This is a genomic window from Streptomyces beihaiensis (assembly GCF_026274175.1).
GTDB classification, from domain to species: Bacteria; Actinomycetota; Actinomycetes; order Streptomycetales; family Streptomycetaceae; genus Streptomyces; species Streptomyces beihaiensis.
On record NZ_JAPHNL010000113.1, the window covers coordinates 43,649 to 66,579 of the forward strand.

The window sequence follows — 22,931 nt, forward strand, 5'->3', positions numbered from 1 at the left end:
CCGTTCGAGCGACAGAATACGGGAACCGCTTGCGGTCTCCTAATTTTAGGAAATACCGTCGGTGACGTTCTTGGAACGCTGCGCATCCAGTGGGCCGGAAGCGCATTGCTTCGGCGTGCCATGCCGGGGCGACAGGCCACCGCCCGCGCAACTCACAGACCGGCAGCGTAGCGGCCCCAACATCCCGCCTGACCAACGGAGTTCAGCCATGCCGAAAGACGATCAGGACCAGTACGTCACCGAACCCTGGGAGTACGCCCTGTACATCCCCCACGACCCACGGGCGGTGACGGTCAGTCGACGCACGCTGCGCCTCATCCTCGCCGCGCACGGCCTCCCGCACCTCGCCGACACGGCCGAACTGCTCGCCACGGAGCTGATCTCCAACGCCGTACGGCACACGAAGGGCCCCGCCGCCCTCCGCCTGCGCTGGTCCGGCGGGATTCTGCGGATCGGGGCGTGGGACGCCGACCCGAACCCGCCCGCCCCGCCGCTGCACGTGCCGCCCGACACCGAGGCGGGGCGCGGCCTCGACATCGTGCGGGCCTGCGCCGACGGCTGGGGCTGGCACCCGTACGCGACGAGCCCGGACACCGGAAAGTACGTGTGGTGCGAGCTCGGAAGGGTCGCGGCTTAGCCCATGGTCAGTTCGCCGCACGAGCCGATGCACCGGTTCTTCGAGAAGGACACGGCCGCGCTGATCCGCATGGGGAGAAGGGCGAGAGAAAGAAGGGTGGTTGGGAGCGGGAGCGGCAGCCCTGGAACAGACGGAACCCGAGAGCGCGGCGGTGCTGGCCATGCTTGTGGAGGCAGACCTTGTGGACCCCGAGGCCAAGAAGGCGCGGCCGACCGCTTCCGCCCCGTGACCGACTGACCGAACCGACCCCCATCCTAGAAAAGTGTCGCAGTTATACGCAAAACTGCGACACTCTTCCCAGCCATACCCCGTGCCGGGCAGGCTTCGGGCCATGGAGTTCCTCTGCTACCACCGTGATCGCCCCGGCTCCGGGCCGTTGCGCGACGAACTGATCGAAGCGCACTGGGCCTACATGGACCGGTACGAGAAGGAAATGATCGCGCGCGGGCCGACCTTCGCCGATGACGGCGAGACTCTCCACGGCAGCCTCCACATCGTCGACCTGCCGGATGCGACCGCCGCCCGGACCTTCGCCTTCGACGAGCCCGGCTACCAGGCAGGTGCCTACCGGGACGTCCTGCTGCGCCGGTGGCACAACGTACTGGGGCGCACCATGTGGGAGCTTCCCGGCGGCCGCGTCGGCGACGAAGGGAACCGGTACCTGGTGCTCGGTTTCGGTTGCGCGCAGCATGACGACGAGACCCCGCCGCCCGGCTGGAACGGCGTGATCTCGTACGGGCTGTTGCTGTCCGACGACGGGGCGCTCCGGCTCGGCACCGCGGCACTGGTGCGTGCCCCGGACGGGGACCGCGCCCGGACCGTGCTCTCCGAGCGCCAGTACGCGCACATCGAGGTCCACGCCTGGGAGCCCGGCGGGCGGCGCTGAGCCGTTCCCGGTCACCTGTCACCCGCCCCCTTCGGCGCATGCGGCGCCGCCCCCGGCGGCAGCGCGCGGCCACGGGCTCTGATCGCCGTCTCGGCCAGCACGGCCACGGCGAGCATGGCGCCGAACACCGCGAGCTGGCGCGGGATCGTGGTGGCGGCGTACGCCGTCAGGGCCGCCAGGCAGACGACGCATGCCGCCACACCGCAACCGGCGGCGATCCTCGCCGCGCGGCGGGCGTCCGGGAGGCGGGATGCGGCCAGGTTCACCGCGGCGAAGACGATCAGGAAGCCGGCCGATCCCATCAGGCTGATGCCCTCGATGTCGACCAGGTTGACGATGAGGAGCGTGCCGAGCGTCGTCGCGATGAGGCCGCCGATCGGGCGGTGCCAGACAGGCTCGGCCAGGTGCTCGGGCAGTTCGCCGTGGCGGGCCATCAGGTACGTGAACTTGGCGGTTCCGTACAGCGTGGCGTTGATCGCGCTCGCCGTCGACACCACCGCGGCGATCGCGATGAGGGAGAAGCCCGCCTGGCCGAGCAGGGGCCGCGCCGCGATCGCCAGGGCGTAGTCGCGGTCGTGGGCGATCTGGTCGGACGTGAGGTTGCCCACCGCCACGAACGCCACCAGGACGTACAGGACGATCACCGCCGCGATGGAGATCAGGTAGGCGCGGGGGAGCGTGCGCTCCGGCTGCCTCGCGTCCTCCGCCGCGTTGGCGATCAGCTCGAAGCCCTCGTAGCCGAGGAAGATGAGTGTGCCGGCGTAGACGATCGAGGCGCCGTGCGGATACGCCGACGGGGCGACCCGCGCCGTGTCGACGAAGGCCAGGCCGCCGACGCAGAAGACCAGCAGGACCGTCACCTTGAAGTAGACCAGGATCGACTCCGCCCGGCCGACCACCTTCGCCCCGGCCATGTTGAGCGCCGCGAAACAGACGACGACGCCGCTGCCCAGGAGTCGGCGCCAGCCGTCGGACAGGCCGAGCAGCGCGGCCAGGTAGGAGCCGAAGGCGACGGCGTACAGGCCGAGCATGACGAAGTAGCTCAGCCAGAGGAGGAGGTTGAGCGGGCCCGCCACTCGCGTGCCGAAGGAACGGTCGAGGAACGCCGCCGTGCCGCCCCGGCTGCGGACCCGTACCGAAAGCAGCGCGTACGAGACGCCGGTGAGCGCCGCGACGACGCCGCCGACCAGGAACGAGAGGTACGCGCCCGCGCCCGCCACCTGCACGGTCAGGCCCAGGACCGAGAAGATGCCGCCGCCGACCATGCCGCCGATTCCGATGGAGACCAGGGCCGGTACCCCGAGGCCCGTCCGATGCTCCCGCGTGCCTGCTGCCGGCATCCGGACTCCTCGTGTCACGGCCCCGTGATCCCGTCCTCATGGCCCCTCTTCATGGCCCGTCCTCATGGTCCCGTCCGCGAGTAGATCCCGGGGGCTGACCCGCCGGACAGGGCCCATCGGGGCACAGAAAGGGGCCGGGGTCCATCGCTCTCCAGCGGTGGACCCCGGCCGTTCCAGGTTTCGGCACCCCGCTACTCGCCGGACTCCTCCGGCGTCGGCGGCGCCGTGGGGCGCAGCTTCAGCCACACCAGGAAGAACAGGCCGAGGGCCAGCATGCCGAGCCCCGTCCACAGGTTGATGTTGACGTTCTCGGCCTTCTTCAGGTCCGCGTCCGAGGCGGTGATGCCCGCGATCGTCACGATCACGCCGTAGACCACGAACAGACCGCCGATGATGCGCCGGATGTCGAAGAGGCGGGCCGCCGTCGCGGACTTGCGCTCCAGCTCGGAGACCGTGTGCTGGAGTTCGGATTCTGACTTGTCGTTGTCAGACATGAGGGATCTGGCCTCCGATCAGAGGGAGTAGGGGAGGTAGCACAGCGCCGCGAGGACGATCGCGCCCCAGCCGAGCAGGGCCGGCCTGCGGTACCAGGCGTCGTCGCCCTCGGCGGGCGGCTCCTCGATGCCGGGGGCCGTCGTGCCGTAGACCAGGCCGGCCAGTTCCGCCTCCGGCTTGGGGGCGGTGAAGAGCGTGACGGCCACCATGACCACCGCGCCCGCCACGAAGCCGACGATCGCCGAGACGAAGTTGGCGCCCTGGTCGGTGGGGATGCCGATGACGCCGTGCTTGTAGATCCAGAAGTAGTTGATCATCGCTGCCGTCGTGCCTGCCAGCAGGCCCCACACGCCGGATTTCATCGACGCGCGCTTCCAGAACATGCCGATGATGAAGACGACGAACATCGGGACGTTGAAGAAGGAGAACAGGGTCTGGAGGTAGCCCATGATGTTCGAGAACGACGAGGCGATGAAGGCCGTGCCGATCGAGAGCAGCACGCCGATCGCCGTGATGGCGCGGCCGAACTTCAGGTAGTAGCCGTCGGGCCTGTCGGTCTTCACGTACTTGGCCCAGATGTCGTACGTGAACACCGTGTTGAAGGACGAGACGTTGGCCGCCATGCCCGCCATGAAGGCGGCCAGGAGACCCGTCACCGCGATGCCGAGGACGCCGTTGGGCAGCAGTTCCTGCATCAGGTACGGGATCGCGTCGTTGTACGTGAGGTCCGAGCCCGCCGTGCCGATCTTCGGGACGAGCACCGCGGCCACCAGGCCGGGGATCATGACGAGGAAGACGATGAACATCTTCGGGAACGCCGCGATCAGCGGGGTCCGCTGTGCCGCGCTCAGGTTCTTCGCCGACAGGGCGCGCTGGACCTCCGCGAAGTTCGTCGTCCAGTAGCCGAAGGAGAGGACGAAGCCCAGGCCGAGGATGATCGTCAGCCAGTTCGCGCCGAGCGGGTTCGCGTCGCCGATGCCGGTGCCGCCCCAGGCGGTCAGGAAGTTGTGGCCGTGCGCGGACTCCAGCGAGTCCGTCATGCCGCCCCAGCCGCCGACCCGCTTGAGGCCGATGACGCACAGGGGGATCAGGGCCGCCAGGATCACGAAGAACTGGAGGACCTCGTTGTAGATCGCCGAGGACAGGCCGCCGATGGTGATGTAGACGAGGACGAACAGGCCCGCCACGACGATCGCCACCCACTGCGGCCAGCCGAGCAGCGCCTCGACGACGATCGCGAGCGCGTACAGGTTCACCCCCGCGATCAGGACCGCCGCGAACGCGAACAGCGCCGAGCTGAGCAGGTGGGCCGACTTGTCGAAGCGCTGGAGGAGGAACTCCGGCACCGAGCGGACCTTGCTGCGGTAGTAGAACGGCATCATCACCAGGCCGAGGAAGACCATGGCCGGGATGGCGCCGATCCAGTACCAGTGGACGACCGCGACGCCGTACTGCGCGCCGGTCGCCGCCATGCCGAGGATCTCCGTGGCGCCCAGGTTGGCGGCGATGAAGGCGAGGCCGGTGACCCAGGCGGGCAGCGAGCGCCCGGAGAGGAAGAAGTCGAGGCTGGTCTTGACCGAGCGGCGGGCCGCGAAGCCGATGCCCAGGACGACGACGAAGTAGATCGCGAGGATCGTGTAGTCGAGGCCGTCGGTGGGCAGCCGGAGCCCCGCGGCCAGCGGTATCGAGGCGGTCGGTGTGGGGGACTGCATGAGATCTCGCTTCGTTGCGCGAACTGAATCAGTCGGAAACCTACGCCCGCATCTTCAATAAGTGAACAGTTTGCGTGACGTTCTTTGTTTGTATGTGATCGATACCTCCTGCCCGCCGTCCGCGTTCCGCCGTGATCACGGCCGCGCCTCCCTTGACGGCTCTGTTGGCTTGTGCTTTGTTGTGTTGAGTTGTGTTTGGTTGTTGCTGACAGGTGCGAGGAGCATCAGACGTGAAGAAGACGTCGACCCGGCTGGCTGACGGTCGCGAGCTCATCTACTACGACTCGCGCGACGACGTCGTCCGGGACGCGGTCGACCGCCGCCCCCTCGACCCCACCGTCACCACCTCCGAGGTGCGCCGCGACCCACTGCTCGGCGACTCGGTGGCCGTCGCCTCGCACCGCCAGGGCCGCACCTACCACCCGCCGGCCGACGAGTGCCCGCTGTGCCCCTCGCGGGGGGAGCGGCTCAGCGAGATCCCCGACTCCTCCTACGACGTCGTCGTCTTCGAGAACCGCTTCCCCTCGCTCGCCGGTGACTGCGGGCGCTGCGAGGTCGTCTGCTTCACCTCCGAGCACGACCAGTCCTTCGCCGACCTCACCGAGGAGCAGGCCGGGCTCGTCCTCGATGCGTGGACCGACCGGACCGCGGAGCTCTCGCACCTCGACTCCGTCGCGCAGGTCTTCTGCTTCGAGAACCGCGGCGCCGAGATCGGCGTCACCCTCGGGCACCCGCACGGACAGATCTACGCGTACCCGTTCGTCACGCCCCGCACCTCCCTCATGCTCCGCTCGGTCGCCCAGCACAAGGAGCAGACCGGCGGACGCAACCTCTTCGCCGACGTCGTGGAGAGGGAGACCGCGGACGGCTCGCGGATCGTCCTCGAGGGCGAGCACTGGGTCGCCTTCGTGCCCTACGCCGCCCACTGGCCCTACGAAGTGCACCTCTACCCCAAGCGCCAGGTCCCCGACCTGCTCGCCCTCGACGACGCCGCGCGCACAGAGTTCCCCCAGGTCTATCTGGAACTCTTGAGGCGCTTCGACCGGATCTTCGACGGGCGGGACGGCGCGGAGGACGGGCAAGGCGGCGCGGGCCGGCCGCCGACGCCGTACATCGCCGCATGGCACCAGGCGCCGTTCGGCGGGTTCGAGGAGTTCGGCGGGGACGTGTCCGTCAGCCGGGACGACTTCGCCCTCCACCTCGAGCTTTTCACCATTCGCCGCACATCCGGCAAGCTGAAGTTCCTCGCGGGTTCCGAATCAGGCATGAGCGTGTTCATCAACGACGTGCCGCCGGAGGCCGCGGCCGAGCGACTGCGAGAGGTAGCGAGCAAGTAATGGGCAAGGCCGTTTCTCGAAAGTACATGGTCACGGGTGGTGCGGGATACGTCGGCAGTGTCGTCGCGCAGCACCTGATCGAGGCCGATCACGACGTCACCGTCCTCGACAATCTCTCCACCGGGTTCAGGGAGGGCGTCCCGGCCGGTGCGACCTTCATCGAGGGCGACATCCGCGACGCCCACAAGTGGCTCGACTCCACATACGACGCCGTGCTCCACTTCGCCGCCTTCTCCCAGGTCGGCGAGTCCGTCGTGAAGCCCGAGAAGTACTGGGCCAACAACGTCGGCGGGACGATGGAACTGCTCGCCGCCATGCGTACCGCGGGCGTGCGCACCCTCGTCTTCTCCTCCACCGCCGCCACCTACGGCGAACCGGTCAGCACCCCGATCACCGAGACCGACCCGACCGCGCCCACCTCCCCGTACGGCGCCTCCAAGCTCGCCGTCGACCACATGATCACCGGTGAGGCGGCCGCGCACGGGCTCGCCGCGGTCTCCCTGCGCTACTTCAACGTGGCCGGCGCCTACGGCAGCTGCGGCGAGCGGCACGACCCCGAGTCGCACCTCATCCCGCTCGTCCTCCAGGTCGCGGCGGGCAAGCGCGAGGCCATCTCCGTCTACGGCGACGACTACCCGACGCCCGACGGCACGTGCGTGCGCGACTACATCCACGTCGCCGACCTCGCCGAGGCCCACCTGCTCGCCGTCGAGGCCGCCCGCCCCGGCGAGCACCTCATCTGCAACCTCGGCAACGGCAACGGCTTCTCGGTCCGCGAGGTCATCGAGACCGTCCGACAGGTCACCGGCCACCCCGTCCCCGAGGTGACCGCCCCGCGCCGCGGCGGCGACCCGGCCGTCCTCGTCGCCTCCGCCGCCACCGCGCGCGAGCGCCTCGGCTGGAACCCGACCCGCGCGGACCTCGCGGGCATCGTCGCCGACGCCTGGGAGTTCGCCCAGGCGCGCCAGCAGGAGAAGTAGGTAACGTCAACTCATGTCTGTCGCCGCGCAGTTCAGTGATCTGTACGGATACGAGCCCACGGGTGTGTGGGCGGCCCCCGGCCGCGTCAACCTGATCGGCGAGTACACCGACTTCAACGAGGGCTTCGTCATGCCGCTCGCGCTGCCGCACACCGCGGTCGCCGCGGCGGCCCGGCGCACGGACGGCGTGCTGCGCCTGCACTCCGCCGACATCGACGCCCCCGTCACCGAACTGCGCGTCGACGAGCTCGTCCCGCTGTCGTCCTACGGGCAGGGCGGCTGGGCCGCCTACCCGGCCGGTGTCGTATGGGCGCTGCGCGACGCGGGCCACGAGATCACCGGCGCGGACATCCACCTCGCCTCCACCGTGCCGACCGGCGCGGGCCTGTCGTCGTCGGCGGCGCTTGAGGTCGTGACGGCGTACGCGCTGAACGAGCTGTACGCACTCGGCCTGTCCCGCCCCGAGGTGGCGGTGCTCGCGCAGCGCGCCGAGAACGTGTTCGCCGGGGTGCCGTGCGGCGTCATGGACCAGATGGCGTCGGCGTGCGCCACCGAGGGGCACGCGCTGCACCTGGACTGCCGGGACCTGACGGTCCGGCAGGTCCCGTTCGACCTGGCCGCGCACGGGCTGCGACTCCTCGTCGTCGACACGCGCGTCAAGCACGAGCTGGGCGACGGCGCCTACGCGGAGCGGCGCGCGGGCTGCGAGGAGGGTGCGCGCGTCCTCGGTGTCTCGCACCTGCGTGACGTCCCGTACGCCGAACTCGGCGACGCGCTGAAGGAATTGGCGCGGGCGGGGGCGGAGGAGAAGGTCCTGCGCTATGTCCGCCACGTCGTCCGTGACGATCACCGCGTCGAGCGGGTCATCGCCCTGCTCGACGCCGGTGACGTGCGCGCCATCGGCCCGGTCCTCACCGACGGCCACGTCTCGCTCCGCGACGACCTGCGCATCTCCTGCCCCGAACTGGACCTCGTCGTCGCCACCGCGGAGGCCGCAGGCGCGCTCGGCGCCCGGATGACCGGCGGCGGCTTCGGCGGCTCCGCGATCGTCCTCGTGGAGGAGGGCGACGCCGAAGCGGTCACCAAGTCGGTGCTCGACGCGTTCGACGCGGCCGGGTACCGGGCGCCGCGCGTGTTCCCGGCGGTGCCGGCGCGGGGCGCGCACCGGGTGGGCTGACGCCGGTCGGCCGGTCGGCGCGGTGGGTGCTGTGCGCGGCTCGCCTCGCTGCCCGCTGATCAGCGCGCGGTGCCGCCGCTCCGCGGCGCGGTGGCGGGGCGTTCAGTACGTGCCGCGGTCCAGCCGCTTGGTCAGGGTGAACTCCTTGATGCCCGGCGGGTAGTCCGGGACCACCGCCACCACGTCGTAGCCGTGCTGGCGGTAGAAGCCCGGGGCCTGGAAGTCCCACGTCTGGACACGGGAGTTGACGCAGGCGCGCTCCTTGTGGGCGATGCGCTCCGCCTCCGCGAGGAGTCGGGAGCCGAGCCCTGCCCCGCGGTGGCGTGCGTCGACCCAGAGCACGTCCACGTGCAGCCAGCGGGCCCAGGTGTGCCCGTCGAGCCCCGCCGCCACGGCGCCTTCGGGGTCCAACGCCCAGACCTGCAAGGGGGTTTCGCGCTCGGCGGGGGTGCCGCGCAGAGCGCGCAGCTCGGCCGAGGCCGACGCGCTCGCCTCCTGGAGCCGCGAGCGCAGCAGAAGACGGCGTTCTCTGTCGACTTCTGTCGCAATGCGAAACATGAGACTCACCATAAACGCGCTGGACAGTCGAGCGTCGGTCATAGGGGTGGTAGTTCTGCGAATTGTCTTCCCCTCAGGAAATGCGGCTCTACTCTGAGGGACAGCACCGGTGGGGGCCGGTGCCGATCAGGGGGCGAGACAGCCGGGTACGACGCCCGGGGTGGGGGAGCGGTCCGAGCGCGGCGGCGGCCGTGCGGCTGCGGTGATCCCCGTTCCGGGCGCCGTACCCGCGTTGATCAGGCCCCGGTGTCGAATGTCCCCGCGCCCCGGGAACCCGGGGTCGCCCGGGGAAGGGGGTTGGTCAGGTGGTTCGTACGCGGGTCCTGGTCGTCGACGACCATCGCATCTTCGCCGAGTCGCTCGCCGCGGCGCTCGCCGCCGAGCCCGACGTGGACGTCGCGGCGGCGGGCAGCGGCCCGGCCGCACTGCGCTGCATGGAACGGGCGGCCGCCGACGGCCGCGGATTCGATGTGCTGCTCGTCGACGCCGACCTCGGCGCCGGCACCCGGTTGCGGGGCGTGCGACCGGCGGCGGTGCCTGCCGGCGGGCCCGCTGCCGTGCCGGACGGTGCGGCGCGGGAGGGTGACGTGCGAGGCCACGGTCCCCGGGACGGGCTCGTCGACGGGATCTCCCTGGTGGCGGGGGTGCGCTCGGGGCAGCCCGCCGTACGCACGGTGGTGCTGGCCGAGCGGGACGACCCGCGCCGCGCCGCGCTCGCGCTGCAGGCGGGCGCGTCGGGCTGGGTCGCCAAGGACTGCTCCCTGTCCCGCCTGCTGACCGTCATACGCGGCGTGCTGCGCGACGAGACGCATCTGCCGCCCGCGCTGCTGACGGAGGTGCTGCGGGAGCTGACCGCCGCGCGCAGGCACCGCACCGAGTCGGAGCGGCTGGTGGAGTCGCTCACCCCGCGCGAGCGGGAGGTGCTGCGCTGCATGGTCGCGGGGCTCGGCCGCAAGGCGGTGGCGGAGCGCCTCTTCCTGTCACCGCACACGGTCCGTACGCACATGCAGAACGTGCTCGGCAAGCTCGGCGTGCACTCGACCCTGGCCGCGGTCGCGCTGGCCAGGCGGGCCGGGGTGGGGCCCGCGGACCTGGAGGAAGCGGCGAGCTGACCCGCCGGGCCGGGCAGGCTCGGGGGCAGGGGCAGGGGCAGGGGCAGGGGCAGGGCCGGGGCAGGCGCGGGGCCCAGGCCGACGGCTATCCGGGGATGTTGTCGAACGGAGCTGTCAACTGCCGCAGCAAGGAGGCCAGTTCGCCGCGCTGGGCGCGGGAGAGCTCCGCCAGGATCGCCCGCTCCTGTTCGAGCAGCTCGGCCAGCGCCTGGTCGGCGCGGTCCCGGCCCTCCTCGGTGAGCCGGACGAGCACGCCCCGCCGGTCGCTCGGATCGGGCAGCCGCTCCACCAGGCCCTTCTTGGCGAGCCTGTCGATGCGGTTGGTCATGGTGCCGGAGGTCACCAGGGTCTGGGTGAGCAGCTGACCGGGGGAGAGCTGATACGGCTCGCCCGCGCGGCGCAGCGACGTCAGCACGTCGAACTCCCACGGCTCCAGCTGGTGCTCAAAGAACGCGATGCGGCGGGCCCGGTCGAGATGGCGCGCGAGTCTGCTGACCCGACTGAGCACCTCCAGGGGCTCCACGTCGAGGTCGGGGCGCTCCCGGCGCCACGCAGAGACCAGACGGTCGACCTCGTCCTCCATGGCGATCAGTGTAGAGGGTGTGTCGACATGAAGTCTCTTGACGTCAACTATCTTGACATCGAGATATATTCGCGCGAGCCTGACCTCATGACACCTCCGACACCTGACACCTCGCCCACCTGGGACCCCCAGCAGTACCTCCGCCACGCCGACCACCGCGCCCGCCCCTTCGTCGACCTGCTCGCCCGCGTCCCCGACCTGCCCCGGGAACCGGCCCGCATCGCCGACCTCGGCTGCGGCCCCGGCCACCTCACGGCCCTCATGGCCGCCCGCTGGCCCACCGCCCACATCACCGGCTACGACAACTCGCCCGAGATGCTGGCCCGCGCCGCCGCCCACGCCGGGCCCACGCCGGGCGGCGGCACGCTCGACCTCGCCGCCGCCGACGCGACCGACTGGGCGCCCACACAGACGTACGACCTGCTGATCTCGAACGCGACGCTGCAATGGGTCCCCGGCCACACGGACGCCTTCCCGCGTTGGGTGGACGCGGTGGCGCCCGGCGGCACGTTCGCCTTCCAGGTGCCCGGCAACTTCGACGCCCCCAGCCACGTACTGATGCGCGACCTCGCCGCCTCCACCCGCTGGAAGGACCGGCTCGCCGGAGTACTCCGCCACGGCGACGCGGTGCACACCCCCGCCGCGTACCTGGACCGCCTCGCCGGTCTCGGCTGCGCGGTCGACGCCTGGGAGACCACGTACCTGCACCTCCTGGAGGGCGACGACCCGGTCCTCGACTGGGTCAAGGGCACCGGCCTGCGCCCCGTGCTCACCGCGCTCGCCGACGACCCGGCCGCCCGCGACGCGTTCTTGACCGAGTACGCGACCCTGCTCCGCGCGGCCTACCCGCCGACCGGCCACGGCACGGTCTTCCCGTTCCGGCGGATCTTCGTGGTGGCGGTGAAGGCGCGATGAGCGGACCCGCGGCGATCACGTCGCTCGACCACGTCCAGCTCGCCGCGCCCCCGGGCGGCGAGGCGGCCCTGCGCGCCTTCTACGTCGACGCGCTCGGCATGACCGAGACCCCCAAGCCACCGGATCTCGCCGCGCGCGGCGGCTGCTGGTTCGAGGCCGGCACCGTACGGCTGCACCTCGGCATCGAGGACCCGTTCCGCCCCGCCCGCAAGGCGCACCCCGGCCTCCGGGTACGCGGCATCGAGGCGTACGCGGCGCGGCTCACGGCCCAGGGGGTGGCCGTGACGTGGGACGACGCCCTCCCCGGCCACCGCCGCTTCTACTGCGCGGACCCCTTCGGCAACCGGCTCGAATTCCTGGAGCCGACGGATTGAAGGGGCGCGGGACCGCATCCGCGTGCGGCCGGCCGCGGGGCCCGGCAGGCCACGGCGAAACCGCGGAGGCGTCCGCCCACGCACCGGGCAGCCGCGAGCCACGCACCGGGCAGCCGCGAGCGCGGCACGTCGCCGGGGCCGGGCGCGCGGTTCCCCGCGCCCCGGCGCAGACGTACTCAGCTCTTCCTGTGACCTATGAGCCGGGGCTTCGGCTCAAGACCGTCGAGCCCGTGCCACGCCAGATTCACCAGATGCGCCGCGACCTCCGCCTTCTTCGGCTTGCGCGCGTCCAGCCACCACTGGCCCGTCAGCGCCACCATCCCGACCAGCGCCTGCGCGTACAGCGGCGCCAGCTTCGCGTCGAAGCCGCGGTTCTTGAACTCCCGGCCCAGGATGTCCTCGACCTGCGTCGCGATGTCCGAGATCAGCGACGCGAACGAACCCGTCGACTGCGGGATGGGCGAGTCGCGGACCAGGATGCGGAAACCGTCCGTGTACTCCTCGATGTAGTCGAGCAGCGCGAACGCCGCCTGCTCGCACAGCTCGCGCGGATGCCCGGCCGTCAGGGAACTGGTCACCATGTCGAGCAGCTGGCGCATCTCGCGGTCCACCACCACCGCGTACAGGCCCTCCTTGCCGCCGAAGTGCTCGTACACCACCGGCTTGGACACCCCGGCCTTCGCCGCGATCTCCTCCACCGACGTGCCCTCGAACCCCTTCGCGGCGAAGACCGTACGACCGATCTCGAGCAGCTGCTGACGGCGCTCCGCGCCCGTCATCCGGGTACGGCGCGCACGCCGCTGCTTCTCGCTGCTCGCAGTGCCTGAGGTGGTGGTGCTGCCACGGGTGCTCGAATCGGTCGCCACGCACCCATCATGCCGTGCTGTGACCGAACCCCGTCCATCAGGCCGCGTCGGCCACCCGAGGCTTGCGGCGCGCGTCGATCCGCTCGCGCGAGGGCCAGCGCACGTCGTGCGCCCAGCCGAGCTGCTCGAACCAGCGGATCAGGCGAGCGCTCGAGTCGATCTGCCAGCGCTCCACGCCGTGCCGCGCCGACGTCGGATCCGCGTGGTGCAGGTTGTGCCACGACTCGCCGCAGGACAGGACCGCGAGCCACCACACGTTGCCCGAACGGTCCCGCGACTTGAACGGGCGCTTGCCCACCGCGTGGCAGATCGAATTGATCGACCACGTCACATGGTGCAGCAGAGCCACTCGTACGAGCGAACCCCAGAAGAACCCCGTGAACGCGCCCCACCACGACATCGTCGCCAGACCGGCGATCAGCGGCGGCAGCAGCAGCGACACGGCCGTCCACAGCACGAACTGTCGCGAGACGGCCCGGATCGCCGGGTCCTTGACCAGGTCCGGAGCGTACTTCTCCTGCGGAGTCTGCTCCTCGTCGAACATCCAGCCGACATGCGCCCACCACAGGCCCTTCATCAGGGCCGGAATCGTCTCGCCGAACCGCCACGGCGAATGCGGGTCGCCCTCCGCGTCGGAGAACTTGTGGTGCCTGCGGTGGTCCGCCACCCAGCGCACCAGCGGCCCCTCCACCGCCAGCGAACCCATCACCGCCAGCGCGATCCGCAGCGGCCGCTTCGCCTTGAAGGAGCCGTGCGTGAAGTAGCGGTGGAAGCCGATCGTGATCCCGTGGCAGCCGATGTAGTAGAAAACGACGAGCAGACCCAGATCGAGCCAGCTCACACCCCACCCCCACGCCAGCGGCACCGCCGCGAGCAGCGCCAGGAACGGGACGACGATGAACAGCAGCAGCGTCAGCTGTTCCAGTGAGCGCTTGCGCTCACCGCCCAGCGTCGCCGACGGCAGCGCGCCGCCCGCCGCGCCCGGCGTGTTGCGTGATGCTTCGTCGATCACATCGGAACGTGAGGCCATGGGGCGTCCCCTGTAAGTCGAGAGGTCCAGCAGGTGAGACAGGTCCCGCGCGTAACGCAGGTAACTCGGGTGTAGAGGGTTGAGACGGTCGGTGACGGGTCAGGAGAACCGAGGAGATCCGCCAAGAAGCGTGCCACGACGTGACAGAACATGCCTACGGCTCCGTAACCTACGGCGTCGTAAGTATGGCAGTGCGTAGCCGGACGGCAAGAGACCCCCGGCCGCGCGGACGACACGGGCACATATCCTTGGAATCGGTCGGACAGCGCGGTCCGCTCTGAATCTCCACCCCGGACTACTACCCCGTTCCCGGGGTTCTCCCCTCCAGACGTGATGCACCCCAGCGATTCACCACTGCAAGGAGCCGCACCCGTGAGCAGTGCCGATCAGACCGCCGCCACCAGCGCCGGAACCGACAGCGGAACCGACACCGGGGCCGCGCTGCGCGCCGACATCCGCCGCCTGGGAGACCTTCTGGGCGAGACACTCGTCCGCCAGGAGGGCCCCGAGCTCCTCGAACTCGTCGAGAAGGTCCGCCGCCTCACCCGCGAGGACGGCGAAGCCGCCGCCGAGCTGCTGCGCGGCACCGAGCTGGAGACCGCCGTCAAGCTGGTCCGCGCCTTCTCCACCTACTTCCACCTCGCCAACGTCACCGAACAGGTGCACCGAGGCCGCGAGCTGCGCGCCAAGCGCGCCGAGGAAGGCGGCCTGCTCGCCCGTACCGCCGACCGCCTCAAGGACGCCGACCCCGAGCACCTGCGCACCACCGTCGAGCACCTCAACGTGCGGCCCGTCTTCACCGCCCATCCCACCGAGGCCGCCCGCCGCTCCGTCCTGGGCAAGCTGCGCCGCATCGCCGAACTCCTCGAGACCCCCGTCCTGGAGACCGACCGCCGCCGCTACGACACCCGCCTCGCCGAGAACATCGACCTCGTGTGGCAGACGGACGAACTGCGCGTCGTCCGCCCCGAGGTCACCGACGAGTCCCGCAACGCCATCTACTACCTCGACGAACTGCACGCCGGCGCCGTCGGCGACGTACTCGAAGACCTCACCGCCGAACTCGAACGCGTCGGCGTCACCATCCCCGAGACGACCCGCCCCCTCACCTTCGGCACCTGGATCGGCGGCGACCGCGACGGCAACCCCAACGTGACCCCGCAGGTCACCTGGGACGTCCTCATCCTCCAGCACGAGCACGGCATCAACGACGCGCTCGACATGATCGACGAGCTGCGCGGCTTCCTCTCCAACTCCATCCGCTACACCGGCGCCACCGACGAGCTCCTCGCCTCCCTCAAGGCCGACCTCGAACTCCTCCCCGAGATCAGCCCCCGCTACAAGCGCCTCAACGCCGAGGAGCCCTACCGCCTCAAGGCCACCGCCATCCGGCAGAAGCTGGAGAACACCAAGACCCGGCTGGCGAAGAACACCCCCCACGAGGAAGGCCGCGACTACCTCGGCACCGCCGAACTCCTGCGCGACCTCACCCTCATCCAGAGCTCCCTGCGCGAACACCGCGGCGGCCTGTTCGCCGAAGGCCGCATGAACCGTACGATCCGTACGCTCGCCGCCTTCGGCCTGCAACTCGCCACGATGGACGTACGCGAACACGCCGACGCCCACCACCACACCCTCGGCCAGCTCTTCGACCGCCTCGGCGAGGAGTCCTGGCGCTACGCCGACATGCCCCGCGACTACCGCGGCAAGCTGCTCGCCAAGGAACTGCGCTCCCGCCGCCCGCTCGCGCCCACCCCGGCACCGCTCGACGCCGCCGGAGAGAAGACCCTCGGCGTCTTCCACACCATCAAGCGCGCCCTCGACGTCTTCGGCCCCGAGGTCATCGAGTCGTACATCATCTCCATGTGCCAGGGCGCCGACGACGTCTTCGCCGCCACCGTCCTCGCCCGCGAGGCCGGACTCATCGACCTGCACGCCGGCTGGGCCAAGATCGGCATCGTGCCGCTCCTGGAGACCACCGACGAGCTCAAGGCCGCCGACACCATCCTCGAAGACATGCTCTCCGACCCCTCCTACCGGCGCCTCGTCGCGCTCAACGGGGACGTCCAGGAGGTCATGCTCGGCTACTCCGACTCCTCCAAGTTCGGCGGCATCACCACCAGCCAGTGGGAGATCCACCGCGCCCAGCGGCGCCTGCGTGACGTCGCCCACCGCTACGGCGTCCGGCTCCGGCTCTTCCACGGCCGCGGCGGCACCGTCGGCCGCGGCGGCGGCCCCTCCCACGACGCGATCCTCGCCCAGCCCTGGGGCACCCTGGAGGGCGAGATCAAGGTCACCGAACAGGGCGAGGTCATCAGCGACAAGTACCTCGTGCCGTCGCTGGCCAGGGAGAACCTCGAACTGACCGTCGCCGCCACCCTCCAGGCATCCGCCCTGCACACCGCACCCCGCCAGTCCGACGAGGCCCTTGCCCGCTGGGACGCCGCCATGGACGTCGTCTCCGACGCCGCCCACGCCGCCTACCGCAGACTCGTCGAGGACCCGGACCTGCCGACGTACTTCGTCGCGTCGACGCCCGTGGACCAGCTCGCCGACCTGCACCTCGGCTCCCGGCCCTCGCGCCGCCCCGGCTCCGGCGTCTCGCTCGACGGACTGCGCGCCATCCCGTGGGTGTTCGGCTGGACCCAGTCCCGGCAGATCGTCCCCGGCTGGTTCGGCGTCGGCTCCGGCCTCAAGGCGCTGCGCGAGGCGGGCCTGCGGCAGGAGGGGGACACCGTGCTCGACGAGATGCACGAGCACTGGCACTTCTTCCGCAACTTCATCTCCAACGTCGAGATGACCCTCGCCAAGACCGACCTGCGCATCGCCCGCCACTACGTCGACACGCTCGTCCCCGACGACCTCAAGCACGTCTTCGACGACATCGAGGCCGAGCACGACCTGACCGTGCGCGAGGTGCTGCGCGTCACCGGCGGCCAGAAGCTCCTCGACACCAACCCGGTGCTCCAGCAGACCTTCGCCATCCGCGACGCCTACCTCGACCCGATCTCCTACCTCCAGGTCGCCCTCCTCAAGCGCCAGCGCGACGCCGCCGCCGCGGGCGACGAGCCCGACCCGACACTCGCCCGCGCCCTGCTGCTGACCGTGAACGGCGTCGCCGCCGGTCTGCGCAACACCGGCTGAGGCAGGCGGCCACCTCGGCCGCACGCGCGACCGCGCACGACTGAGGGGCGCCTCCCGTTCACCAGAACGGGAGGCGCCCCTCACGTACGACCGGCTACCGCCGGATCAGTGCTGCCGGGCCGCCGACGACTTGCGACGCCACACGACAAGCCCGCCGCCGGCCGCCACGAGCGCCGCCGCGACGGTGCCGAGCAGCCCCAGGGGCGCGCTGCTTCCGGTCTCCGCGAGCCCGCCACCGGCCGACGCCGACGCCGAAGGAGCCGTGGAACCGGACGCGACCGCCGAGGACGACGAGGACGCCGACGGGGACGCCGAAGCGGACGTGCTCGCCGAGGCGGACGGGGACGTGGAGGCGGACGCCGACACGGACGGCGACCCCGACGGCGTGCCGCCGCCGGTCCCGCCCGTCGACGAGCACTTGGTCCAGAACACCTTGTGCTTGGCCTTGCCGTGCTCGCCGTTGAAGTTCCAGAACAGCTTGTAGTGCCCGTCGGGCAGCGTCATGTCCGCCGTGCGGCCGTGCCCGGCGGAGTCGAGCGTCAGCGAACCGGTCTTGACCGTCTCGCCCTTCACCTTCGCCGTCGGCGCCCACGCCTCGATGTGCCACTCCACCTTCTGCACGCCGTCGAAGTCGAAGGCGTCCAGGTAGAAGGAGCAGACGTGGGGCTCGTTACGCCGCAGGTCCTCACTCGTCGAGGACTTGTGGATTTTCACATCTCCGTTGTCACCGGGCGCGCCGGTGGCGGATGCGGACGGGGCGACGAGCAGGGAGGCCGAGGCCGCCACGGCTATCGCGCCCGCGTAAGTCAAGGTGCGCATGGGCCGTCCATCTCATGAAGAACGTGACTGAACGAGGGAAAGCCTGTGGGGGGAAGGTGTTTCAGATTCCTGCGCCCGTGACCCCCCGTCAAGCGACAGTTGTCCCCGTACGCCACATCTGTACGGCTGAGCCGCAAAAGTCACCCGTAACAATCAGGGCACTCGGCCTCCTCAGAACACCAGCGCCGCGAACGCCGCCGACAGCACCGTCACACCCGCCAGCGCCGCGCACCAACCCCACCGGCCCCGCCGCATCCCCCCACCGACCAACGGCGCCACCAGCAACAACGCCCCACCCAGCGGAATCCACGCGGCCAGGAACCCGGCCCCGTCCGACCGCACCACCACCTTCGACCCCGGTTCACGCACCACCGGAACCCGGACCCCCCGCTTCTCCCCGGCCGACCGGGCCAGCGACACCGAAGCACCCGGCGCGCCCGCCGACGCCGACACGAACGACCCGGAACACCGTGTCCCCGCACAGCGGGTCACCGTCACCGAACCCCGTTCGAGCCCGTCGGGGAAGACCAGACGCCGCGCCGTGCCCCACGACGCCCATCCGCCGGCGGCCAGCACCAGCACGGCGACGGCCGCCATCACGACCTGCCGGGACGCCGACCTCACGGACACCGCGACGGACCCGGACTCCGCAGAAGACATGGCCGGGATCCTTGGCCATGACCCACCGAACGGTCAACCCGCGCGCAGGAGCCGCACGCCTCGGGGGTTGTACGCGTCGAGGGTTGTACGCGTCGGGGGGTTGTACGCCTCAGGAGTTGTACGTCGACTGCGCCCGCTCCAGGCCCTCGATCACCAGAGCCTCCACCGCGTCCGCCGCGCGGTCCACGAAGTAGTCGAGCTCCTTGCGCTCACCCGACGAGAAGTCCTTCAGCACGAAGTCCGCCACCTGCATCCGCCCCGGCGGTCGCCCGATCCCGAACCGCACCCGGTGGTAGTCGCTGCCCAGCGACTTCGTGATCGACTTCAGACCGTTGTGCCCGTTGTCCCCGCCGCCCAGCTTCAGCCGCAGCACCCCGTAGTCGATGTCCAACTCGTCGTGCACCGCCACCACATGGGCCGTCGGCACCTTGTAGAAGTCCCGCAGCGCCGTCACCGGGCCACCCGAGACGTTCATGAACGACATCGGCTTCGCGAGAATCACACGGCGACTCGCAAGGCCGGGCGGACCGATCCGCCCCTCCACCACCTGGGCCTGCCCCTTCGTCGCCCGCTTGAACTTCGCGCCCATCCGTCGCGCCAGCAGATCAGCCACCATGAAACCGACGTTGTGCCGGTTCATCGCGTACTCGGGACCAGGATTGCCGAGCCCGGCGATCAGCCAGGGGGCAGCAGCGTTCTCGTCGGACATGCGCCTTCCTCACGTGTACGTGTCGCATCGCGGAAACGTCGAAACGTCGAAACAGCGGAACGGGGTGGCGGGCCGCGCCCACCACCCCGTACACAGGGTCACACGGTTCAACCGCGCAAGGCTCAGGCCTCCGCGGTCTCCTCACCCGCGGCGGCCTCCGCGGCGGCCTCCTCGGCCTGCGAGGCCAGCACCTGGAGAACGACCGCGTCCTCGTCGACGTCGAGCACGACACCCGAGGGCAGCGTGATGTCCTTGGCGAGGACCGACGCACCGGCCTCGAGGCCCGCCACCGACACGGTGACCGACTCGGGGATGTGCGTGGCCTCGGCCAGCACCGGCAGCGCGTTCAGCACGTGCTCCAGCAGGTTGCCACCCGGGGCCAGATCACCCTCGGTCTGCACCGGGATCTCCACCGAGACCTTCTCGCCACGCTTGACGACCAGCAGGTCCACGTGGGTCAGGACGCCGGTGCGCAGCACGTCACGCTGCACGTCCTTGGGGATGACCAGCTGGGTCTTGCCGTCGACGTCCAGGCTGATCAGCACGTTCGAGTGCTTGAGCGCCATCAGCGTGTCGTGGTGCGGCAGCGCCACGTGCAGCGGCTCGCCACCGTGACCGTAGACGACGCCCGGCAGCTTGTCGGCACGGCGCAGGCGACGGGCCGCGCCCTTGCCGAACTCGGTGCGGGTCTCCGCGGAAATCTTGACCTCGGCCATGATGATCACTCCTCGTACGGGTGAGTTCCCTCGATGAGAGACGAGAGAAGACGGACAGGTCACCCGGCCACGAACGGCCTGCTACGAAGAGCGCGTCGATAACGGACCACCGAACACCCTCACAAGGTGAACGGCCTCCCTCGCCGAGCAACTTCAACAGATTACCCGGCGCGGGAGACCGGACCAAAATCGATCTTCCAGCGCGCTTCTACGCCTCGCCCTCGAAGAGGCTGGTCACCGAACCGTCCTCGAAGACCTCACGCACCGCCGACGCGATCGTCGGAGCGATCGACAGAACCGTGATCTTGTCCAGCTCCAGCTCACTCGGGGTCGGCAGCGTGTTCGTGAACACGAACTCGCTCACCTTCGAGTTCTTCAGCCGGTCAGCCGCCGGACCCGACAGCACACCGTGCGTCGCCGTCACGATGACGTCCTCCGCGCCGTGCGAGTACAACGCGTCCGCCGCCGCACAGATCGTGCCACCGGTGTCGATCATGTCGTCGACGAGAACACACACCCGGCCCTCGACATCACCCACGACCTCATGCACGGTCACCTGGTTCGCGACGTCCTTGTCACGCCGCTTGTGCACGATCGCCAGCGGCGCGCCCAGCCGGTCGCACCAGCGGTCGGCCACCCGCACACGACCGGCGTCCGGAGACACCACGGTCAGCTTGTCGCGGTCCACCTTGGCGCCCACGTAGTCCGCCAGAATCGGCAGCGCGAACAGGTGATCCACCGGACCGTCGAAGAAACCCTGGATCTGGTCCGTGTGCAGATCCACGGTCAGAATCCGGTCCGCACCCGCCGTCTTCATCAGGTCGGCGATCAGACGCGCCGAGATGGGTTCACGCCCCCGGTGCTTCTTGTCCTGCCGCGCGTAACCGTAGAACGGCACGATGACCGTGATGGAGCGAGCCGACGCGCGCTTCAGCGCGTCGATCATGATCAGCTGCTCCATGATCCACTTGTTGATCGGAGCCGTGTGGCTCTGGATCAGGAAGCAGTCGGCACCACGTGCGGACTCCTGGTAGCGGACGTAGATCTCACCGTTGGCGAAATCGAATGCCTTCGTCGGGACGATCCCGACACCGAGCTGGTGCGCGACCTCCTCGGCAAGCTCGGGGTGGGCGCGGCCGGAGAAGAGCATCAACTTCTTCTCGCCGGTCGTCTTGATCCCGGTCACAGCACTAGTCTCCTCAGACGAGTTCGTCCGCCGCAGCTGCCCGCGCGTCCCTTTAGCAGCGAGCCAGGCGAATCGTGTGCACCTATCACGGTACGCCGTGTCGGGACGTACCTCTTTCCGGTCAGTCCCGGTCAGCCCTCGGCGCCCGGCTCCCGGGAAGCCTCCTCGGCGGCCCTCGCCGCCGCGCTTCCCGGACGCTTACGAGCCACCCAACCCTCGATATTCCGCTGCTGGCCACGGGCCACGGCCAGCGAACCGGACGGCACATCCTTCGTGATCACCGAGCCGGCGGCCGTGTAGACACCGTCCCCGACCGTGACAGGAGCCACAAACATGTTGTCCGCACCCGTCCGGCAATGCGACCCGATCGTGGACGTGTGCTTGCTCTCCCCGTCGTAGTTCACAAAGACGCTCGCGGCACCGATGTTCGTGTGATCACCGATGACCGCGTCACCGACGTAGGAGAGGTGCGGCACCTTGCTGCCTTCCCCGATCACGGCCTTCTTCGTCTCCACGTACGTGCCGACCTTGGCCTTGAGTCCCAGCCGCGTACCCGGCCGCAGATACGCGAACGGCCCGACCGACGCCTCGGGCCCCACCTCGGCGCCGTCCGCCACCGTGTTGTCCACCCGGGCACCCGCACCGACCGAGGTGTCGGTCAACCGGGTGTTCGGCCCGACCACGGCGCCCTCGCCGATACGCGTCGAACCGTGCAGCTGCGTACCGGGCAGCACCATGGCGTCCCGCTCGAACGTCACGGTCACGTCGACGAACGTGCTGGACGGATCGACGATCGTGACCCCGTCGAGCATGGCCTGCCGCAGCAGCCGGTCGTTCAGGATCCGGCGCGCCTCGGCGAGCTGCACGCGGTTGTTGATCCCCGCGATCTCACGATGGTCACGGGCGACCGAGGCCCCGACGCGATGCCCGGCCTCACGCAGAATCCCGAGCACATCCGTGAGGTACTCCTCACCCTGACTGTTGTCCGTCCGCACCTTCTTCAACGCGTCCGCCAGCAGCCGCCCGTCGAACGCGAACACACCCGAGTTGATCTCACGGATCGCGCGCTGCGCCTCGCTCGCGTCCTTGTGCTCGACGATCGCGGTGACGGCGCCACTGGCCTCGTCACGGACGATGCGGCCGTAGCCGGTCGCGTCCGGCACCTCGGCGGTCAGCACGGTCACCGCGTTGCCGTCGCCGGAGTGCGTCGCGGCGAGATCGGCGAGCGTCTCGCCCGTCAGCAGCGGGGTGTCGCCACAGACGACGATCACGGTGCCGTCGAGCGACCCGGCGGGGCCGAGGCCCTCCAACCCCATTCGCACGGCGTGACCGGTGCCGTTCTGCTCCGCCTGCACGGCGGTGCGGGCCTCGGGGTCGACCTCGTTCACGTGCGCGGCGACCTTCTCGCGCTCGTGCCCCACGACCACCACGAGCCGCTCGGGCCGCAACTCCCGCGCGGCGGCCAGCACGTGCCCGACGAGCGACCGGCCGCACAGCTCGTGCAGGACCTTCGGGGTGGCGGACTTCATACGGGTGCCCTCACCCGCGGCGAGTACGACGACGGCGGCCGGGCGCGTGCTGTTTGCGCTGCTCACGGGTGTGCCCCTTGGCTTCGGATGGTCGGTGGGGTGGACATCCGCAGGATACCGGGGGGTTTCGCGGGGGGAATGCTGGGGGAATGGGGCGGGGGCCCGC

At 70.2% G+C, this 22,931-nt stretch carries 22 protein-coding genes; 9 read left to right on the forward strand and 13 right to left on the reverse strand.

The genetic code is table 11. From position 1 onward, the window contains the following. Positions 1 to 208: 208 nt before the first annotated feature. Positions 209 to 637 carry an ATP-binding protein gene (locus tag OFY01_RS12905; RefSeq protein ID WP_266599391.1) on the forward strand — a complete coding sequence of 143 codons (429 nt, stop codon included), beginning with the start codon at positions 209 to 211 and terminating at the stop codon, positions 635 to 637. Positions 638 to 968: 331 nt separating this feature from the next. Then, positions 969 to 1,523 (forward strand): YciI family protein, encoded by a 555-nt coding sequence (locus OFY01_RS12910; protein ID WP_266599393.1) that lies wholly within the window; start codon positions 969 to 971, stop codon positions 1,521 to 1,523. Between the two features lie 11 nt (positions 1,524 to 1,534). Here OFY01_RS12910 and OFY01_RS12915 read toward each other — a convergent pair whose 3' ends face one another. The 3 genes from OFY01_RS12915 to OFY01_RS12925 form a co-directional block, all read right to left on the reverse strand. After that, positions 1,535 to 2,863 (reverse strand): APC family permease, encoded by a 1,329-nt coding sequence (locus OFY01_RS12915; protein WP_266599395.1) that lies wholly within the window; start codon positions 2,861 to 2,863, stop codon positions 1,535 to 1,537. A gap of 191 nt (positions 2,864 to 3,054) precedes the next feature. After that, the gene (locus OFY01_RS12920) at positions 3,055 to 3,357 is read right to left on the reverse strand and encodes a hypothetical protein (protein WP_266599397.1); all 303 of its coding nucleotides are present in this window, start codon (positions 3,355 to 3,357) and stop codon (positions 3,055 to 3,057) included. 18 nt (positions 3,358 to 3,375) lie between these two features. After that, positions 3,376 to 5,070, reverse strand: coding sequence for a sodium:solute symporter family protein (locus tag OFY01_RS12925; RefSeq protein WP_266599399.1), 1,695 nt, complete (start codon positions 5,068 to 5,070; stop codon positions 3,376 to 3,378). Positions 5,071 to 5,300: 230 nt separating this feature from the next. Here OFY01_RS12925 and galT point away from each other — a divergent pair, with 230 nt between their 5' ends. Genes galT through galK form a run of 3 tightly spaced genes read left to right on the forward strand, consistent with a single transcriptional unit; the run spans position 5,301 to position 8,564 of the window. Beyond that, a complete protein-coding gene (gene galT, locus OFY01_RS12930; protein WP_266599400.1) occupies positions 5,301 to 6,407 on the forward strand; it encodes a galactose-1-phosphate uridylyltransferase in 1,107 nt (368 codons plus the stop codon). Further along, positions 6,407 to 7,387: a UDP-glucose 4-epimerase GalE gene (gene galE / locus OFY01_RS12935; RefSeq protein WP_266599402.1), complete on the forward strand. Its 981-nt coding sequence runs from the start codon at positions 6,407 to 6,409 to the stop codon at positions 7,385 to 7,387. Before galT ends, galE begins: the two co-directional genes overlap by 1 nt. A gap of 13 nt (positions 7,388 to 7,400) precedes the next feature. Then, complete coding sequence (gene galK / locus OFY01_RS12940; protein WP_266599404.1) at positions 7,401 to 8,564, forward strand: galactokinase; 1,164 nt, start codon at positions 7,401 to 7,403, stop codon at positions 8,562 to 8,564. A 102-nt stretch (positions 8,565 to 8,666) separates the two neighbouring features. Here galK and OFY01_RS12945 read toward each other — a convergent pair whose 3' ends face one another. Then, positions 8,667 to 9,134, reverse strand: a complete 468-nt coding sequence (locus tag OFY01_RS12945; RefSeq protein ID WP_266599406.1) for a GNAT family N-acetyltransferase — start codon at positions 9,132 to 9,134, stop codon at positions 8,667 to 8,669. Between the two features lie 293 nt (positions 9,135 to 9,427). Between OFY01_RS12945 and OFY01_RS12950 the strand changes: the two genes are divergently transcribed. After that, a complete protein-coding gene (locus OFY01_RS12950) occupies positions 9,428 to 10,234 on the forward strand; it encodes a response regulator transcription factor (protein WP_266599408.1) in 807 nt (268 codons plus the stop codon). Between the two features lie 85 nt (positions 10,235 to 10,319). Here the strand turns inward: OFY01_RS12950 and OFY01_RS12955 are convergent, their stop codons facing one another. Beyond that, complete coding sequence (locus OFY01_RS12955; RefSeq protein ID WP_266599410.1) at positions 10,320 to 10,817, reverse strand: MarR family winged helix-turn-helix transcriptional regulator; 498 nt, start codon at positions 10,815 to 10,817, stop codon at positions 10,320 to 10,322. Between the two features lie 87 nt (positions 10,818 to 10,904). Between OFY01_RS12955 and OFY01_RS12960 the strand changes: the two genes are divergently transcribed. After that, a complete protein-coding gene (locus tag OFY01_RS12960; protein WP_266599438.1) occupies positions 10,905 to 11,732 on the forward strand; it encodes a trans-aconitate 2-methyltransferase in 828 nt (275 codons plus the stop codon). After that, the gene (locus tag OFY01_RS12965) at positions 11,729 to 12,106 is read left to right on the forward strand and encodes a VOC family protein (RefSeq protein WP_266599412.1); all 378 of its coding nucleotides are present in this window, start codon (positions 11,729 to 11,731) and stop codon (positions 12,104 to 12,106) included. Before OFY01_RS12960 ends, OFY01_RS12965 begins: the two co-directional genes overlap by 4 nt. 176 nt (positions 12,107 to 12,282) lie before the next feature. Here OFY01_RS12965 and OFY01_RS12970 read toward each other — a convergent pair whose 3' ends face one another. After that, complete coding sequence (locus OFY01_RS12970) at positions 12,283 to 12,972, reverse strand: TetR/AcrR family transcriptional regulator (RefSeq protein ID WP_266599414.1); 690 nt, start codon at positions 12,970 to 12,972, stop codon at positions 12,283 to 12,285. A gap of 37 nt (positions 12,973 to 13,009) precedes the next feature. Beyond that, positions 13,010 to 14,002, reverse strand: a complete 993-nt coding sequence (locus tag OFY01_RS12975; RefSeq protein ID WP_266599416.1) for an acyl-CoA desaturase — start codon at positions 14,000 to 14,002, stop codon at positions 13,010 to 13,012. Between the two features lie 372 nt (positions 14,003 to 14,374). Here OFY01_RS12975 and ppc point away from each other — a divergent pair, with 372 nt between their 5' ends. Beyond that, on the forward strand, positions 14,375 to 17,146 hold the full coding sequence (gene ppc / locus OFY01_RS12980) for a phosphoenolpyruvate carboxylase (RefSeq protein WP_266599418.1): 2,772 nt from the start codon (positions 14,375 to 14,377) through the stop codon (positions 17,144 to 17,146). A gap of 105 nt (positions 17,147 to 17,251) precedes the next feature. On the opposite strand, the gene OFY01_RS12985 is transcribed toward ppc, so the two are convergent. The 6 genes from OFY01_RS12985 to glmU all read right to left on the reverse strand — a co-directional run bounded on the left by OFY01_RS12985 (position 17,252) and on the right by glmU (position 22,831). After that, a complete protein-coding gene (locus OFY01_RS12985; RefSeq protein WP_266599420.1) occupies positions 17,252 to 17,965 on the reverse strand; it encodes a hypothetical protein in 714 nt (237 codons plus the stop codon). Positions 17,966 to 18,136: 171 nt separating this feature from the next. After that, a complete protein-coding gene (locus OFY01_RS12990) occupies positions 18,137 to 18,625 on the reverse strand; it encodes a hypothetical protein (protein WP_266599422.1) in 489 nt (162 codons plus the stop codon). A gap of 109 nt (positions 18,626 to 18,734) precedes the next feature. Then, positions 18,735 to 19,334, reverse strand: coding sequence for an aminoacyl-tRNA hydrolase (gene pth, locus OFY01_RS12995; RefSeq protein ID WP_266599424.1), 600 nt, complete (start codon positions 19,332 to 19,334; stop codon positions 18,735 to 18,737). A gap of 122 nt (positions 19,335 to 19,456) precedes the next feature. Next, positions 19,457 to 20,050 carry a 50S ribosomal protein L25/general stress protein Ctc gene (locus OFY01_RS13000; RefSeq protein WP_266599426.1) on the reverse strand — a complete coding sequence of 198 codons (594 nt, stop codon included), beginning with the start codon at positions 20,048 to 20,050 and terminating at the stop codon, positions 19,457 to 19,459. A gap of 208 nt (positions 20,051 to 20,258) precedes the next feature. After that, positions 20,259 to 21,236 carry a ribose-phosphate diphosphokinase gene (locus OFY01_RS13005; RefSeq protein WP_266599427.1) on the reverse strand — a complete coding sequence of 326 codons (978 nt, stop codon included), beginning with the start codon at positions 21,234 to 21,236 and terminating at the stop codon, positions 20,259 to 20,261. Between the two features lie 131 nt (positions 21,237 to 21,367). After that, on the reverse strand, positions 21,368 to 22,831 hold the full coding sequence (gene glmU, locus OFY01_RS13010) for a bifunctional UDP-N-acetylglucosamine diphosphorylase/glucosamine-1-phosphate N-acetyltransferase GlmU (RefSeq protein ID WP_323135506.1): 1,464 nt from the start codon (positions 22,829 to 22,831) through the stop codon (positions 21,368 to 21,370). Positions 22,832 to 22,931 lie beyond the last annotated feature (100 nt).